This window comes from Streptomyces sp. NPDC041135 (assembly GCF_055592085.1).
In genome coordinates, this window is record NZ_JBVIYZ010000001.1 from 790,053 (window position 1) to 805,358 (window position 15,306).

At 75.0% G+C, this 15,306-nt stretch carries 14 protein-coding genes and 1 riboswitch; of the genes, 5 read left to right on the forward strand and 9 right to left on the reverse strand.

Translation table 11 applies throughout. The features are described from left to right. Positions 1–18: 18 nt before the first annotated feature. The 4 genes from pknB to thiO all read right to left on the reverse strand — a co-directional run bounded on the left by pknB (position 19) and on the right by thiO (position 4,304). On the reverse strand, positions 19–2,001 hold the full coding sequence (pknB, locus tag ACZ6CZ_RS03550) for a Stk1 family PASTA domain-containing Ser/Thr kinase (RefSeq protein ID WP_469014035.1): 1,983 nt from the start codon (positions 1,999–2,001) through the stop codon (positions 19–21). 138 nt (positions 2,002–2,139) lie between these two features. Further along, positions 2,140–2,934, reverse strand: a complete 795-nt coding sequence (locus tag ACZ6CZ_RS03555; RefSeq protein WP_469014037.1) for a thiazole synthase — start codon at positions 2,932–2,934, stop codon at positions 2,140–2,142. A gap of 3 nt (positions 2,935–2,937) precedes the next feature. Beyond that, the gene (gene thiS, locus ACZ6CZ_RS03560; protein WP_469014039.1) at positions 2,938–3,138 is read right to left on the reverse strand and encodes a sulfur carrier protein ThiS; all 201 of its coding nucleotides are present in this window, start codon (positions 3,136–3,138) and stop codon (positions 2,938–2,940) included. Beyond that, positions 3,135–4,304 (reverse strand): glycine oxidase ThiO, encoded by a 1,170-nt coding sequence (gene thiO, locus ACZ6CZ_RS03565; protein ID WP_469014041.1) that lies wholly within the window; start codon positions 4,302–4,304, stop codon positions 3,135–3,137. Before thiO ends, thiS begins: the two co-directional genes overlap by 4 nt. Further along, a riboswitch (TPP riboswitch) is annotated at positions 4,302–4,413 on the reverse strand. (Overlaps the previous gene by 3 nt.) 147 nt (positions 4,414–4,560) lie before the next feature. Between thiO and ACZ6CZ_RS03570 the strand changes: the two genes are divergently transcribed. The 5 genes from ACZ6CZ_RS03570 to ACZ6CZ_RS03590 all read left to right on the forward strand — a co-directional run bounded on the left by ACZ6CZ_RS03570 (position 4,561) and on the right by ACZ6CZ_RS03590 (position 9,142). Next, the gene (locus tag ACZ6CZ_RS03570) at positions 4,561–5,793 is read left to right on the forward strand and encodes an NAD(P)/FAD-dependent oxidoreductase (RefSeq protein WP_469014043.1); all 1,233 of its coding nucleotides are present in this window, start codon (positions 4,561–4,563) and stop codon (positions 5,791–5,793) included. 122 nt (positions 5,794–5,915) lie between these two features. Next, entirely contained in the window at positions 5,916–6,281 is a 366-nt protein-coding gene (locus ACZ6CZ_RS03575; RefSeq protein ID WP_469014045.1) for an Rv2175c family DNA-binding protein, read from the forward strand. A 142-nt stretch (positions 6,282–6,423) separates the two neighbouring features. Beyond that, positions 6,424–7,074, forward strand: a complete 651-nt coding sequence (gene thiE / locus ACZ6CZ_RS03580) for a thiamine phosphate synthase (RefSeq protein ID WP_469014047.1) — start codon at positions 6,424–6,426, stop codon at positions 7,072–7,074. Positions 7,075–7,187: 113 nt separating this feature from the next. After that, positions 7,188–8,144: a methylenetetrahydrofolate reductase [NAD(P)H] gene (metF, locus tag ACZ6CZ_RS03585; RefSeq protein WP_469014048.1), complete on the forward strand. Its 957-nt coding sequence runs from the start codon at positions 7,188–7,190 to the stop codon at positions 8,142–8,144. Between the two features lie 23 nt (positions 8,145–8,167). Further along, complete coding sequence (locus ACZ6CZ_RS03590) at positions 8,168–9,142, forward strand: SCO2102 family sporulation regulator (RefSeq protein WP_469014050.1); 975 nt, start codon at positions 8,168–8,170, stop codon at positions 9,140–9,142. Between the two features lie 22 nt (positions 9,143–9,164). On the opposite strand, the gene ACZ6CZ_RS03595 is transcribed toward ACZ6CZ_RS03590, so the two are convergent. The 5 genes from ACZ6CZ_RS03595 to ACZ6CZ_RS03615 form a co-directional block, all read right to left on the reverse strand. Next, on the reverse strand, positions 9,165–10,667 hold the full coding sequence (locus tag ACZ6CZ_RS03595; protein WP_469014051.1) for a phytoene desaturase family protein: 1,503 nt from the start codon (positions 10,665–10,667) through the stop codon (positions 9,165–9,167). Between the two features lie 51 nt (positions 10,668–10,718). Continuing rightward, the gene (locus tag ACZ6CZ_RS03600; RefSeq protein ID WP_469014052.1) at positions 10,719–11,333 is read right to left on the reverse strand and encodes a DUF4126 domain-containing protein; all 615 of its coding nucleotides are present in this window, start codon (positions 11,331–11,333) and stop codon (positions 10,719–10,721) included. A 234-nt stretch (positions 11,334–11,567) separates the two neighbouring features. Further along, positions 11,568–12,197 carry a TetR/AcrR family transcriptional regulator gene (locus tag ACZ6CZ_RS03605; RefSeq protein WP_469014055.1) on the reverse strand — a complete coding sequence of 210 codons (630 nt, stop codon included), beginning with the start codon at positions 12,195–12,197 and terminating at the stop codon, positions 11,568–11,570. Positions 12,198–12,244: 47 nt separating this feature from the next. Beyond that, complete coding sequence (locus tag ACZ6CZ_RS03610; protein ID WP_469014057.1) at positions 12,245–14,329, reverse strand: YhgE/Pip family protein; 2,085 nt, start codon at positions 14,327–14,329, stop codon at positions 12,245–12,247. Next, positions 14,301–15,272 (reverse strand): ATP-binding cassette domain-containing protein, encoded by a 972-nt coding sequence (locus tag ACZ6CZ_RS03615; RefSeq protein WP_469014058.1) that lies wholly within the window; start codon positions 15,270–15,272, stop codon positions 14,301–14,303. Before ACZ6CZ_RS03615 ends, ACZ6CZ_RS03610 begins: the two co-directional genes overlap by 29 nt. Positions 15,273–15,306 lie beyond the last annotated feature (34 nt).

Genomic DNA, 15,306 nt, shown 5'->3' on the forward strand with positions numbered 1-15,306 from the left:
GCCCGGCGGGTGCCCCCGTCACCGGATGGTGATGGTGATGGTCGACCCCTTGGGCGCGGTGTCCCCGCCGTCCACCGACTGCCGCTTCACGGTGTCGCCGAACAGGCCGAGCAGCCCGCGGTCCTCGTCCACGTCGAACCCGGCCCGCTCCAGCCGGTCCTTGGCGTCGTCGACGCTGTCCCCGACCACGTCCGGCACCTCGATCTGCTCCGGGCCCTTGGACACCGTCAGCGTGACCGTGTCGCCCTCGGCGGCCCGGCCGTCGCCCTCCGGGGTCTGCCGGGCGATCTCGCCCTTGTCGTAGTCGGAGTTCACCTGCTGCGGGGCGATCCGCACCTTCAGCCCGGCGTCCGACAAGTCCTGCCGGGCGCTGTCCACGTCCTCGCCGGTGACGTCGGGGACGTCGACGGGGCTGCCCTTGCTCACGGTGAGCGCGATCGCCGAGCCCGCGTGCCGCTCGGTGCCGGCGTCCGGGGTGGTGGCGACGACCGAGCCCCGCGGGACGTCGTCGCTGAAGTCCTGGGTCACCATGCCCGGCTCCAGCCCCTTGTCCCTCAGCGCCGCCCGCGCCTCGGCCAGCGTCCGGCCCGACACGTCCGGCACCCTGACCGTCTTGGGGCCGAGGGAGACGGTGAGCGTCACCGCGGCGTTGTCCCGGACGCGGGCGCCGGGGCCCGGGTCGGTGCTGATGACGGCGCCCCGCTTCACCGTGTCGTTGTACTCGCGCCTGACCTGCTTGACGTCGAGACCGGCCGCCCGCAGCCCCTGCCTGGCCTGCGCCTCGGACTTGGCCAGCAGCGGGGGCACCTTCGTGAACTGGCCGGAGTTGATGTACCAGAACCCGGCGCCCAGGCCCAGCACCACCAGCACGGCCGCGAGGATCGTGGCCGGCCCGCGCCGGGACCGCGCAGACCGGCGCGCCGGCGGGGGCGGCGACGCCAGCACGCTGGTGTGCAGGACATCCCCCCGGGGGTCCCCGGAGTCCCGGGAGTCCGCGGAAGCGGGGAAGGCCGGCGGGGCCGGGAAGGCGTCCGCGGGCTCCTCCCCGGGCAGCGGCCGGGGCACGGTCAAGGAGCGCGGGATCACGCTCGTGCGGTCCTCGGCGTTGTCGTGCGCAGCGGTCAGCGCCTGCGGGGGCATGGCGTCCAGCTGCGCCTCGCTCAGCCGGGCACGGGCCTGCCGCGCCAGGGCCAGCAGCGTCACCGCGTCCTGCGGCCGGATCTCCGGGTTGCGCGCCGTACCGGTGGCGACCAGCTCGTCCAGCTCGTACGGCAGCCCGGGGACCACGGCCGAGGGCGGCGGGACGTCGTCGTGGAGGTGCTTGTAGAGCACCTGGGCGGGGGTGTCCCCGCTGTGCGGCTTCAGCCCGGTCAGCATCTCGTAGAGCACGACACCGCAGGCGTACACGTCCACGCGCGGGTCGGCGGTGCCCCGCTCGATCTGTTCGGGGGCCAGGTACGACACCGTGCCCAGGACCGTTCCGGTGGTGCTGGTCACCGTGTCCACGGACCGGACGAGCCCGAAGTCGGCGACCTTGACCCGGCCGTCGTCGCCTATGAGGACGTTCTCCGGCTTCATGTCCCGGTGCACGAACCCGGCGCGGTGCGCGGCGCCGAGCGCGGCCAGCACCGGCTCCAGGATGTCGAGGGCGGCCCTGGGCTGCAGCGCCCCCCGGTCGCGCAGCACGTCACGCAGGGTGCACCCGGCGATGTACTCCATCGCCAGGTACACGTACGACCTGTCGGTGCCCTGGTCGAAGACCTGCACCACGTTGGGGTGGGCGAGCCGGGCCACCGACTTGGCCTCACGGATGAACCGCTCCACGAACGAGCCGTCGGCCGCCAGCGCCGGATGCATCACCTTGAGCGCCAGCACCCGGTCCAGACGCGTGTCCAGAGCCCGGTAGACCGTGGCCATCCCGCCGACCGCGATCCGGGCGTCGACGCGATAGCGGCCGTCGAGCACCTGCCCGACGAGAGGGTCCTGAAGGGTCGTATCCACGCGGTGAGTCTACGAGCCGGGACCGACACGCCTCCCGTTCCGCCCGTATCGGGGCAGTACTGCAGCCGAGCTGTGACGCTTCCCACGCGCGCGGGACCGGGCGCCCGGGACCGGGGCGCGGGCCCAGGGCGGGCTGGTTCAGAAGGCCGGGCGCTCGGGATCGAGCACCGCGCGGCCCTGCGCCGGGGACGAGGCCTCGGCGAGGTAGCGGCGGGGGATGCGCCCCGCCAGCCGGGCCAGCCGGCCCGCCTCCACCGCGCCGCGCATGGCGGCCGCCATCAGCACCGGCTCCCGCGCCCGCGTCACCGCCGAGGCCAGCATCACCCCCGCGCACCCCAGCTCCATCGCCAGCGCCACGTCCGACGCGGTGCCGGCGCCCGCGTCCAGGATCACCGGCACGCGCGCGTGCTCCACGATCAGCTGGAAGTTGTGCGGGTTGCGGATGCCGAGGCCCGACCCGATGGGCGAGCCCAGGGGCATCACCGCGGCGCACCCGACGTCCTCCAGCTTCCGCGCCAGCACCGGGTCGTCGTTCGTGTACGGCAGCACGGTGAAGCCGTCGTCCACCAGGGTCTCGGCGGCGTCCAGCAGCTCCACCGGGTCCGGCAGCAGCGTCCGCTCGTCGGCGATGACCTCCAGCTTGACCAGGTCGGTGCCCAGCGCCTCCCGGGCGAGCCGGGCCGTCAGCACCGCCTCGCCCGCGGTGAAGCAGCCCGCGGTGTTGGGCAGCACCCGGATGCCCAGCCGCTCCAGCACGGACAGCACGGACCCGTGCACCCCGGGGTCCACCCGGCGCATCGCCACGGTGGTCAGCTCGGTGCCGGAGGCGACCAGCGCCCGCTCCAGCACGTCCAGGCTGGGCGCGCCGCCGGTGCCCATGATCAGCCGGGAGGCGAAGGGCGTACCGCCGAGGACGAAGGGATCGTCGGCCATGGCTCAGCCTCCCTGGACGGCGGTGAGGACCTCGACGCGGTCGCCCTCGGCGAGGGCCGTAGCCGGCCACTGCGCGCGCGGGACGACGGTCTCGTTGAGCGCGGCGGCCACCCCGGAGGGCGCGGCCGTCAGGGACCGCACGAGCGTGTCGAGAGCGGTGCCCGGGGCGATCTCCCGGCGCTCCCCGTTGACGGAGATGTTCATGCGGGCTGCTCCATGCGGTGGACGGCCGGGGCGCCGAAGCGCGTCGGCGCGAAGGGGCGGGCTTCCTCGGGGAGCGCACCGGTGACCAGCGCGTGGGCCATGACGTCACCGGTGACCGGGGTGAGCAGGACGCCGTTGCGGTAGTGCCCGGTGGCCAGCAGCAGCCCCGCCAGGGCGGTCGGGCCGAGCAGCGGCGCGTTGTCGGGGGTGCCGGGCCGCAGCCCGGCCCGGGTCTCGGTCAGCGGCAGCTCGGTGATCCCGGGCAGCAGCTCGTGGGCGTCCCGCAGCAGCTCGTACACGCCGCCCGCCGTCACCGTCGTGTCGAAGCCCAGCTCCTCGCTGGTGGCGCCGACGACCAGCTCGCCGTTCTCCCGGGGCACCAGGTACACCCGGCTGCCGCGCACCACGGCCCGCACCGTCCGGCTCAGGAACGGCGCGTACCGGGGCGGCACGGCCAGCCGCAGCACCTGCCCCTTCACCGGCCGCACCGGCGGCAGCACCCGCGGCGGGACGCCGGCCAGCCGCCCGCTGAGGCTGCCGGCGGCGAGCACCACCCGGTCCGCGTCCAGCTCGGTGCCGTCCGCGGTGCGCACCCCGGCGGCCCGGTCGCCCACGACGCGCAGCCGCTCGGCGAGGGTGCGGTGGAACACCACCCCGGACCGCTCGCAGGCGGCCAGCAGGGCGGCCGCCAGCCGCCGCGGGTCGATCTGGTGGTCGCCGTCCACCCGCAGCCCGCCGCGCACGCCCGGCGCGAGCATCGGCTCCAGCCGCCGGCACTCCCGCCCCGACAGCCACGCCGACTCCAGGCCCGAGCGCTCGTGCAGGGCGTGCAGCTCGCGCAGCTCGGCGCGGTCGTCGGCGTCGAGGGCCACGGCGAGCGTGCCGCAGCGGCGGTGGCCGAGGTCGTGACCGGTCAGCTCGGTCAGCTCGGCGGCGAACGCCGGGTAGCGGCGGGCGGATTCCAGGGTCAGGGCGAGCAGCGTCTGCTCGCCGTGGTGCAGTTCGGTGACCGCGGCCAGCATCCCGGCCGCGACCAGCGCCGCGCCACCCCCGGGCGCGGGGTCCACCACGGCGGTGGCGAAGCCCGCCTGCGCGGCACGCCAGGCCGTGACCAGGCCGATGATCCCGCCCCCGATGACGAGGACGTCGGACGTACGTGACGACATGGGCGTCCAGCCCCTCCCTTCGCCGGCATGACCCGGATCAGGTTCGTACGGTCGGAGGCCGCCAGCCTCCCTCTCAGCCCGGTGCGTCCGGGCTCCCGCGAGTGCTTGTACGGTGGCCACCCTAGCCCGCCGCCCGCGCACCGGGTAAGGGAGCCCGTGCCCGCGGCCCCCCCGCCGGGGCCCGCCGGAAGCGCGCCCGCCGGTTCACCGGGCACGCCCCCTGACCGCTCGTCAGCCCGGTGACTATGGTGATCAGGTGAGTGAGCAGACGCGGGAACAGGGCACGGAGCGGGAGCGGCGCGTGGTCGTCGTCGGCGCGGGCATGGCCGGGGTGCAGACCGCGGTCGCGCTGCGGGAACGGGGCTTCGCCGGGACCGTCACGGTGATCGGCGCCGAACCCCACCAGCCGTACGACCGGCCGCCGCTGTCCAAGGCGGTGCTGCTGGGCACGGCCGAGGGCGCCGCCTTCGACGTCGACTTCGAGGCCCTCGGCATCGGACTGCGGCTCGGCCGGCAGGCCCTGGGCGTCCGCCCCGCGGACCGGGAACTGGACACCGACGCCGGGCCGGTGCCGTACGACGTCCTGGTCCTCGCCACCGGCGCCGAACCGGTGACGCTGCCCGGCAGCGAGGGCGTGCCCGGCGTGCATCTGCTGCGCACCCTGGACGACGCCGAACGGCTGCGGCCGGTGCTGACCGGTCGGCACGACGTCGTGGTGGTGGGCGCGGGCTGGATCGGCGCCGAGTTCGTCACGGCCGCCCGGGAGGCGGGCTGCGCGGTGACGGTCGTCGAGGCCGCCGACCACCCGCTGGCCGGCGCGCTGCCCGCCGAGGTGGCCGCGCCGATGACCGCCTGGTACGCCGACAGCGGCGCCGAACTGCGCACCCACGCGCGCGTGCGGCGCGTGGAGCCCGGCGCGGTGGTGCTGGACGACGGCTCGCGGCTGCCCGCGGACGCCGTAGTGGTCGGCATCGGCGCCCGCCCGGCCACGGCGTGGCTGGCCGGCTCGGGCATCGAGCTGGGCGCGCACGGCGACGTGGTGGCCGACGAGCGCCTGCGCACCGGCGTCCCGGACGTGTACGCCGTCGGCGACTGCGCCTCCTTCCCCTCGCGCCGCTACGGCGAGCGGCTGATGGTGCACCACTGGGACAACGCCCTCCAGGGGCCGCGCACGGTCGCCGCCGACATCATGGGGGAGGCGGAGGCGGTGTACGACCCGGTGCCGTACTTCTGGTCGGAGCAGTTCGGGCGGTTCGTCCAGTACGCCGGGCACCACACCGGCGCCGACCGGATCGTGTGGCGCGGCGACCCGGCCGGCCCGGCCTGGACGGTGTGCTGGCTGCGGGAGGGGAGGCTGGCCGCGCTGCTCGCGGTCGGGCGGCCGCGGGACCTGGCGCAGGGGCGGCGGCTGATCGAGGCGGCCCGGCTCATGGACGCCGACGCGCTGGCGGACCCGGCCCGGCCCCTGAAGGACGCGACCGCCGGGTGACGCCCCGCCCGGTGGCGCGACCGCCCGGTGGCGCCTCGGGCCGGCTCCGGCGGGGTGGTGCGTCGTCCCAGGTGGACCGGCCTGGCTTCCGACTGTCGGTGGCAGATGGCAGGCTAGATTCCGTGACCGAGATTGACGCAAAGATCGATGCTCTCGTCCCCGCCTGGCTCACCCTCCCCGACATCGCCGAACAGCTCGGCGTCGAGGTGACGCGTGTGCGGCAGCTGGTCCGAGAGGGCCAGCTCGTCGCCGTGCGCCGTGGTGAGAACAGGGCGCTGCACGTCCCCGCCGCCTTCATCGACGGCGACAAGGTGGTCAAGGGCCTCGTCGGCACCCTGACCCTGCTGCGGGACGACGGCTTCACGGACGAAGAGATGCTGGAGTGGCTGTTCACCCCCGACCCCTCCCTGCCCGGTACGCCCGCGCAGGCTCTCAGTGAGAACCGCGGCACGGAGGTGAAGCGCCGAGCCCAGGCCCTCGCCGTCTGACGCCCGCGGCCGCCCGCCCGGCCGCGGACCGGGCTCCCGTCGCGCCCTGGGCGTGCCGCGGGAGCGCCGGTCCGCTGCCGGGCCACGCCCGCCCACCACAGCCCGCACCCACGCCCAGCAGCATCCACCGGGGGATACACGCATGTCCGACACCGCCCGTCGCGCCGCCCTGGCCGACGCCCGTCTCTACCTCTGCACGGACGCCCGCAAGCGGCAGGGCGACCTCGCCGGGTTCCTGGACGCGGTCCTGGCCGGCGGGGTGGACATCGTGCAGCTGCGGGACAAGGGCATGGAGGCCGGTGAGGAGCTGGAGCACCTGGCCGTCCTCGCCGACGCCTGCGCCCGGCACGGCAAGCTGCTCGCGGTCAACGACCGCGCGGACGTCGCCCACGCCGCCGGGGCCGCCGTACTGCACCTCGGCCAGGGCGACCTGCCGGTCCCGGCGGCCCGCGCGATCCTCGGCGCGGACGTCCTCGTCGGCCGCTCCACGCACACGGAGGCGGAGGCGTCGGCCGCCGCCGTCCAGGAGGGCGTGGACTACTTCTGCACCGGCCCCTGCTGGCCCACCCCCACCAAGCCGGGCCGTCACGCGCCCGGACTCGGCCTGGTCCGGCACACCGCCGCGCTGGGCACCGACCGGCCCTGGTTCGCCATCGGCGGCATCGACCTGGCCACCCTCGACGAGGTGCTGGACGCGGGCGCCCGCCGGGTGGTCGTGGTCCGCGCGATCACCGAGGCCGACGACCCCGGGGCGGCCGCCGCCGAGTTCGCCGCACGCCTGCGGCAGGTGTGACGGCGGTCCCACCTGTCCGAAAATCTGTCCAAAGGGTGGACAGGAGGTCGGCAAATCCGGCAAATCACCGATGCCCGGTTGGGCGACCGGCCGCCCCTGGCTAACCTGCGAGTATGGCCCTCGGAACCGCATCCACCAGGACGGACCGCGCACGCACTGTGCGTGACATCCTGGCCACCGGCAAGACGACGTACTCGTTCGAGTTCTACGCGCCGAAGACCCCGCAGGGCGAGAAGAGCCTGTGGAACGCGCTGCGCCGGGTCGAGGCGGTGGCCCCCGACTTCGTCTCCGTCACCTACGGGGCCGGCGGCACCACCCGCGCGACCACGGTGAAGGAGACCCAGCAGATCGTCGTCGACACGACGCTCACGCCGGTCGCCCACCTCACCGCGGTCGACCACTCCGTCGCCGAACTGCGCAACATCATCGGCCAGTACGCCGACGCCGGCATCCGCAACATGCTCGCCGTGCGCGGCGACCCGCCCGGCGACCCGATGGGCGACTGGGTGGCGCACCCCCGGGGACTGACCTACGCGGCCGAACTGGTGCGCCTCATCAAGGAGTCGGGCGACTTCTGCGTGGGCGTCGCCGCCTTCCCGGAGATGCACCCGCGCTCCAGCGACTGGGACACCGACGTCGCCCACTTCGTCGACAAGTGCCGCGCGGGCGCCGACTACGCCATCACACAGATGTTCTTCCAGCCGGAGTCGTACCTGCGCCTGCGCGACCGGGTCGAGGCCGCCGGCTGCGCCACCCCGGTCATCCCCGAGATCCTGCCGGTCACCAGTGTGAGGATGCTGGAGCGGCTGCCCAAGCTCAGCAACGCGCTGTTCCCGGACGCCCTGAAAGAGCGGATCCTCACAGCCAAGGACGATCCGGCGGCGGTACGCTCCATCGGTATCGACTTCGCCACGGAGTTCTGCGCGCGGCTGCTGGCCGAGGGAGTGCCAGGGCTGCACTTCATCACGCTCAACAACTCCACGGCGACTCTGGAAATCTACGAGAACCTGGGCCTGCACCACCCCCCGCAGGCCTGGACCGGCCGCCCCGCGGTACGACACACTGCGTAGCGGTTACTGGGAGAGGGGCGTACATGGGCTGGACGGTCCTCTACATCGCGTTCGGTGTCGTCGCACTGTGGCTGCTGGGCGAGGTGCTGCTCCAGTACAAGGCGCGGCTGCGCTGGCGGCTGCTGGCCTTCGTCGGCTTCCTCGGCGTCGTCCTGGGCGTGCTGATCCCGTCGGTCGTCGTCATCGGACTGGGCGCCATCGCCTTCGCGGTCGGACAGACCTACGTCACCCTGTCGTTCCGCCGCGGCTTCGCGTCCGGCTGGGCGGTCAGCCGCCGCGGCGCCGACGGCCGCCCGGAGGAGGGCGGCGGCAGCAAGCGACGGCGCGGCGGACGCAAGGACCCCGTCCAGGAGGACTCCGGTCCGCGGAGCGCCGAGGACGGCTACGACGCCGGCTTCCCGGACGACGCCCCGGGCGCCGGGACCGGAGCGGACGACCGCTACGGCCCCGACGACCACGACGACGACCGCGACGACGTGTTCACCCCGGCCCGCGCCGCCGACCCGGCCGCCGCGCAGGACACGGCCGTCTACGCGCCGCAGCCGCTGCCCGACGACACCGGCTCCTACGGCGTCTACGGCGACACCGGTTACGCCCCCGCCGCCGCGGCGCAGGATCCGGGCTACGCGACGGCCGCCCAGGGCGCCGACCCGGGCTACGCCTACGACCACTCGGGCTACGGCCAGCAGCAGTACGGCTACGAGGCGACCGGCCAGCAGGGTTACGCCAACTACTCCGACCCCTACATCGGCACCCAGACCTACGGCGGCGCCTCCTACGACACCGCCTACGGCGGCCAGTCCTACGACCAGCAGGGCTACGCCCAGGCCCCGTACGGCGGCGGCTACGGCGAGACCCCGGCCGACGGGGTGTGGGTGCCGCAGCAGCGCACCGACGAGACCTACGGCGGCGAACTCCCGCAGGAGCAGCCGTACCCGTACCAGGACGACGGGCAGCAGCGGCCGGGCCACGGCTACGACGAGCAGTACCGCTTCTGACGCCGCCGGGCCCGCCCGGGGCTCACTGCGAGCCCCGGAAGTCCGGCCCCTCCACGATCAGCCCCGCCACCAGCGCGCCCGACATGCCCGCGTGCGGCAGCCCGCCGCCGGGATGCGACCAGCCGCCCACCGTGAACAGCCCCGGCAGCGCGGTGGTGTTGCCCGGGTGCAGCAGCCGCCCGGCACCGGCCGCCAGCGCCGGCGCCGGGATCGCGCCGCCCGGGGCGCCCGTCGCCTCCGCGACCGCCTCCGGCGTGCGCACCTCCTGCCACAGGACGCGCTCCCGCAGACCGGGGACCGCCCGCTCGGCCACGCTCACCAGAACCCGGGCGAGGTCCTCGGGGCCGCGCCGCCCGTCCGGGCCTGCCGCGACGGTGGCGACCAGGGTGACCGCCTCGTGCGCGGCGTCCGGGACCAGCGCCGGGTCGTCGGGGCGCAGCACGGTGACGGTGGGCCGGGCGGCCGGCCCGGACGCCGTGCCGAACAGCCCCTGAAGCTCCGCCTCCCGGTCCTCGGCGTGCACCACGGTCCGGTGCGCGGTGCCCGCCGGGCGCCCGCCGCGCAGCGCCAGCAGCACCGTCGCCCGGCTCGGCGTCCCGCGCGGCGGCGCCGGTTCGCCGTCGTCCCGCGGGTCGCCGTCCGGGCACAGCCGGGCCAGCACCTCCGGGGCGACACCGGCCACGACGAAGTCCGCCTGCGCCACCGTGCCGTCCGCCAGCTCCACGCCCGCCGCCCGGCCGTCCTCGCGCAGGACGCGCACCGCCTCGGCGCCGAAGACGAACTCCACCCGCCGCCGCACACACCGCTCGTACACCGCCCGGGCCAGCTCCCGGATGCCGCCGCGCACGTACCAGACGCCGAAGGCGTGCTCCATGTACGGCAGCACCGCCGCACTCGCCGGCGCGGTGCGCGGGTCCAGGCCGTGGGCGAGGGCGTGGCCCTCCAGCAGGGCCGCCAGGCGCGGGTCGCGCAGCTCCCACGCGCCGACCTCGGCCAGGGTGGCGGCGCGGCGGGTGCGCAGCAGCCGCCGGTGCGGGACGGCCGGGTACGGCTCACGCCCCGCCAGCACCTGCCAGTTCGGCCACAGGGGCTCCTCCAGCAGCGGCCGCCGGGTGCGGTCCCAGGCCTCGCGGGCCCGCACCAGGAAGTCGCCCCAGCGCTGCCCGGCGCCCGCCCCGAGGGCCTCGTCCAGTGCGGAGACGACCCCCGCGCGCGAGGCGTTCGGCAGGGACACCTCGGTGCCGTCCGCGAACACGTGCCGCGAGGAGGGGTCGACCTGGACCAGGTCGACGCACGACTCCAGCGGCTCCTTGCCGGTCTTGACGAACAGGTCGCGGTAGACCGCGGGCAGCGGCAGCAGCCCGGGGCCGGTGTCGAAGGCGAAACCGTCCCGTTCGAGGCGGCGCACCGCACCGCCGTACGTCTCCGTACGCTCGTACACCACCACCCGGTGGCCCGCGACGGCCAGCCGGGCGGCGGCCGCCATGGCGCCCATCCCGGCGCCGATCACCACAATCCGTGCCATGCCCGCGACCCTATCGACCGCCCGCGGCACCGCCGCCCGCGGGCGGCCCGCTCAGGGGCCCGGGCCCGGCGGATGAGCGGCCAGCCGCCGCTCCTCCCGCCGCTGCGCCCGGCGCCGCAGGAAGCGCCGGATGCGGGAGACCAGGAACACCAGCACGGTCAGCCCGGCCAGCAGGAGCACCCCCGCGACGACCGACGCCGCCACCGGGTGGAAGATCGCGAAGGTCACCACGACGCCCACCCCGAGGTCCTCGGCGAGGCTGAGCGCGATGTTGCTGAACGGCTCGGGCGAGGTGTTGACCGCCATCCGGGTGCCGGCCTTGACGGTGTGGCTGGCCAGGGCCGTGGAGCCGCCCAGCAGCCCGGCGGCCACGTCCGGCAGCGAGCCGCTGTGCCCGGCCAGCAGCGCTCCGACCCAGGCGCCCGCGGCCGGCCGGATCACCGTGTGCACGGAGTCCCACACCGAGTCGACGTACGGGATCTTGTCGGCGACGGCCTCGCACAGGAACAGCACGCCCGCCACGATCAGCACCTCGGGGCGCTGGAGGGTCTGCGGAACCTCGTCGCTCACCCCGGTCGCGCCGAAGACGCCGAGCAGCAGCACCACCGCGTAGGCGTTGATGCCGCTGGCCCAGCCGCTGGTGAAGACCAGGGGAAGTACCGACACGCAGGCGATCGTAGCCAGTCCGGCGGCCGCGCGCCCGGTCCCCGTGCACCGGAATGAGTACGAGTACCTGCACGACGAGTTGAGTACGTACGCGGATGGGCGGCGGCCGGTGGGCGGGGGAGAGTGGGGACACGGAGACGGGGCGCGGCCGCGGTACCGGCGACACGGGGCGCCGGAACGCGCCCGCCCTCGCTCCGCTCCCTCCGCCGGCGCCCTCTTCCGCACGCGCGCGGGTCAGCGCCTCCCGCTCACCCGTCCCTGGAGGAGCCGGGACAGCGCCGCGTGGACGTCGTCCAGCGACCGCTCCGGCTGGAAGGACTGCCAGTCCAGCGCGGCCACCAGGACCATGCCGACCAGCGCGGCCGCCGTCAGCGGCACGTCGATCTCCTCGCTGAACTCGCCCGTCGCGACGCCCTCGCGCAGGACGCCCTCGACCACCGCGACGGCCTCCTGCCGCACCACCATCAGGGTCGACTGCCAGGCCCGGTTGGTGCGCCACAGCTCGGCCACGTACAGCTGGGTGAAGGCCGGGTAGCGGTCGATGAAGACCAGGCCGGCGCGGATCATCGCGTCCAGGGCGTCGACCTTGCCGCCGCCCTCCCGGTCGGTGCGCTGCGCCGCCTCGCGCAGGGAGGCCGTGAGCAGGCCCACGCCGTGGCGCAGCAACTCCTCGAAGAGGACCGACTTGCTCGCGAAGTTGTAGTACACCGTGCCCTTCGCCACCCCGGCCCGCTCGGCGATCTCGTCCACGGTGGTGGCGGAGAAGCCCTGCTCGGCGATGAGTGTGACGGCCGCCTCGTAGAGCTTCTGCCGGGTGGCCGCGCGGCGGGTGCTGCCGCCGGACGTGGCGCTGCTGCTTTCCATGGCCCCGATTGTCACAGGTACGCGCGCGTGCGGGCGCTTCGCGGGTCTCACAGGCTCAGCTCCGGGTGCAGCCGGTCCAGCGTCCACACCTGGTGGCGGCGGGCCGACAGCGCGGTCAGGGCGAGGGCGCCCGCGGTGAACGCGGTCAGCACGGCGCACGCCTGCCACACCGGTCCCAGTCCGCCGCCCGTGATCAGCCGGCGCAGGGCCGCCACGATGTAGCTCATCGGCAGGAAGGGGTGGATCGCGCCGAAGAAGCCGGGGCTGGTCTGAACGGGGTACGTGCCGCCCGCAGAGGTCAGCTGGAGCATCAGCAGCGCCAGGACGAGGATGCGGCCCGCCGCGCCGAACCGCGCGTTCAGCCACTGCACGATCGCCGCGAAGCAGGCGGCCACCAGGAACAGGAAGCCGATCGTGCCGGCCGCCCGCACCATCCGCAGGCCGATCAGCCAGTGCAGTACGGACATCAGGGCGGCCGTCTGCAGCACGCCGACCGCGACGACCGGCAGCCAGCCCGCGAGCGCGATCCGCCGGGCGGGCGAACCGGCCGCCAGGGCCCGCCGGTTGAGCGGCGGGATCAGCATGTACGCCACCATCGCGCCCACCCACAGCGACAGCGGGATGAAGTACGGGGCGAAACCGGTGCCGTAGTTGGGCGCGTGGTGCAGGTCGCCGGAGGCGAGGCGGACGGGGTCGGCCATCACCGAGGTGCGCCGGTCGCGTTCCCCCTCGTCGTAGTCCGGGATCTTCCCCGCCCCGTCGTGCAGGCCCCCGGCGAGCTTCCCGGAGCCGTCGACGAGCTTGTACAGGCCGCCGCTCAGCGTCTCGGCCCCCGATTCGGCCCGGCCGACGCCCTTGTCGAGCTTGACGGCGCCGGTCCTCGCGGTGCCGAGCCCGGTGTGCAGCTTCTCGGCGCCCGCCGCGACCTTGCCGGCGCCCTCGTTCAGCTTGTTGATCTTCTTGACGGCGTCGTCGACGTCCTCGTACAGGTGCGGGGAGCGGTCGGCGAGCGCCTGGGCCTGCTTCTGGAGGGTGGTGAGGTTCGTGCGCAGCGTCTTGAGGTCGCCGTCCTGGTCGGCGATCAGGGTGTTGAGGTCGTCGGCGACCGCGGCCACGTCGGCGGCGGCCGTCCTGGCCTTCTTCAGATCGGGGCACACGCCGTCCGGCAGCGTCGCCGTCCCGCAGCGCGTCCGGTAGACCTCGTCCAGCGCCCGGGATGCCGCGTGGGCGGTCTTCGCGGCGGCCGGGGCGGTCTTCACCAGGACGCCGAGGTTGTCCCGGACCGTCTTGGCGGAGTCGGCGACCAGCCGGGCCGTGTCGCCGATGGTCTTCTCGTTGTCCTTCAGGAACGGTCCGGCCGTGCCGTAGACGCCGTTGACCTTGTCGGCGAGCGACTGCGTGCCCTCGGAGACCTGCCGGGAGCCGTCCTCCAGGTCGCCCGCGCCCTTGTCGAGCTTCTTCAGTCCCTTGGCCAGCTTGCCGCTGCCGGCCTTGGCGTCCCGCAGGCCGTCCGCGAGGTCCTGGGAGCCCTTCTCGGCCTTCCCGATGCCGCCCTTCAGCTTGTCGGCGCCCTTGGCGGCCTTCACGGTCCGGCCGTGGATGTCGGAGAAGGAGATGAAGATCCGGTCCAGGAAGGAGCGGGACGCCTTGGTGGACGCGGCCGAGCGGACCTCGCTGAAGACGGTCTTGGAGATCTGGCCGACGATGTAGTTGTTGGCGTCGTTCGTGCGCACCCGCAGGGCCCCCGTCTCGGGGTGGTCGCCGGCGCTGGAGGCGATCCGCCGGCTGAAGTCGGACGGCATGGTCAGCGACAGGTAGTAGGTGCCGTCCTCGACGCCCTCGCGGGCCTCGGCGGCGCTCACCTCGTGCCACTCGAAGGTGCGGCTGTCGCGCAGCCCGTCGGCGATGTCGTCGCCCGCCGTGATCCGCCGGCCGTCCGCGTTCGCCCCCTGGTCGGCGTTGACCAGCGCCACCGGTATGCGGTCCAGCCGGCCGTACGGGTCCCAGAAGGACCACAGGTACAGGGCGCCGTACAGCAGGGGCAGCACCAGCAGCGCGACCAGGGCGGCACGCGGCAGCCTCCCCCGGCCGAAGCGCCGCAGTTCAAGGGCGGCCAGTCTCGGCGAGCGCATCGGCCGCCTCCTTCGCGTCGTCGTGGGGGGCTCGGGTGGTGCGGGTGGTCCGGGTGGTCCGGTTGGCCCCGGCGGAGTCAGCGGGGTCGGCTTCGGTTTCGGCGGCGGCCTCGGCCTCGGCTTCGGCGTCGGCCGTGTCGGTCGTCCCGTCCGGCCGGGTGGAGACGGTCACGGCGCCCTCGGGGGCCTCGGCGAACACCGCGACGACCGTCGTCCCGGCCGCGGCGAGGGAGGTCAGCAGCGCCCACGCCTCGGCCCGTTCGGGGTCGGAGAGCTTCAGGTCGGCGTCGTCCACGGCCAGCAGCCCCGGACCGCCCACCAGCGCCAGGGCGATCGACAGCCGCAGCGCCTCCAGCCGGTCCAGGTCCCGCACGTGCGTCCGGACGCCCTTGGGCAGCGCCTGCGGATCGAGCCCGGCCGCGGCCAGCGCGTCGTCGATCCGCCGCCGCGCCCGCTCGGCCCGCTCCGCCCGGGGCCGCAGCAGCCCACGCAGGGAGCCGCCGAAACGGCGCTGGAGCAGCGCCCGTTCGCGCAGGTGCTCGCCGACGGTGAGGGCGGGCTCCAGGTCGGTCACGCCGGCGACGTTGGCCACGGCACTGATCCCGCGCAGGGCGGACATCCGGCGGGGAAGTGTGAGACCGCCGACGGTGGCCACTCCATGGGTGGGCCTCATACGCCCCGTCAGCGCCAGCAGCAGGCACGTCCGGCCGGAACCGGAGGGCCCCTCGACCACGGTCAGCGAGCCGGGTTCCGCGTCGAGGCAGACGCCGCGGAACGCCCAGCCGCGCGGGCCGCGCAGCCCGAGGTCGCGGGCGGTGACGAGCAGGCCGTGCGCACCGCGCGCGGGCGGGGCGTCCGGAGGGCCGGCGGACGGGCTGTCCGCCGGTGCGGTGTCCCGGTCGGCGGGCGCGGTGTCCGCCGGGTGGTCCTGTGACGGGTCCATGACTGCCGCCTTCCCCGAGTGCGGTCCCTTGAAC

What these genes read in the sequence shown, in the direction of transcription:
- ACZ6CZ_RS03555 (WP_469014037.1), bottom strand. Translation starts at nt 2,934, where the DNA reads ATGGCCGACGATCCCTTCGTCCTCGGCGGTACGCCCTTCGCCTCCCGG.
- thiS (WP_469014039.1), bottom strand. Translation starts at nt 3,138, where the DNA reads ATGAACATCTCCGTCAACGGGGAGCGCCGGGAGATCGCCCCGGGCACC.
- thiO (WP_469014041.1), bottom strand. Translation starts at nt 4,304, where the DNA reads ATGTCGTCACGTACGTCCGACGTCCTCGTCATCGGGGGCGGGATCATC.
- thiE (WP_469014047.1), top strand. Translation starts at nt 6,424, where the DNA reads ATGTCCGACACCGCCCGTCGCGCCGCCCTGGCCGACGCCCGTCTCTAC.
- metF (WP_469014048.1), top strand. Translation starts at nt 7,188, where the DNA reads ATGGCCCTCGGAACCGCATCCACCAGGACGGACCGCGCACGCACTGTG.
- ACZ6CZ_RS03590 (WP_469014050.1), top strand. Translation starts at nt 8,168, where the DNA reads ATGGGCTGGACGGTCCTCTACATCGCGTTCGGTGTCGTCGCACTGTGG.
- ACZ6CZ_RS03595 (WP_469014051.1), bottom strand. Translation starts at nt 10,667, where the DNA reads ATGGCACGGATTGTGGTGATCGGCGCCGGGATGGGCGCCATGGCGGCC.
- ACZ6CZ_RS03605 (WP_469014055.1), bottom strand. Translation starts at nt 12,197, where the DNA reads ATGGAAAGCAGCAGCGCCACGTCCGGCGGCAGCACCCGCCGCGCGGCC.
- ACZ6CZ_RS03610 (WP_469014057.1), bottom strand. Translation starts at nt 14,329, where the DNA reads ATGCGCTCGCCGAGACTGGCCGCCCTTGAACTGCGGCGCTTCGGCCGG.
- ACZ6CZ_RS03615 (WP_469014058.1), bottom strand. Translation starts at nt 15,272, where the DNA reads ATGGACCCGTCACAGGACCACCCGGCGGACACCGCGCCCGCCGACCGG.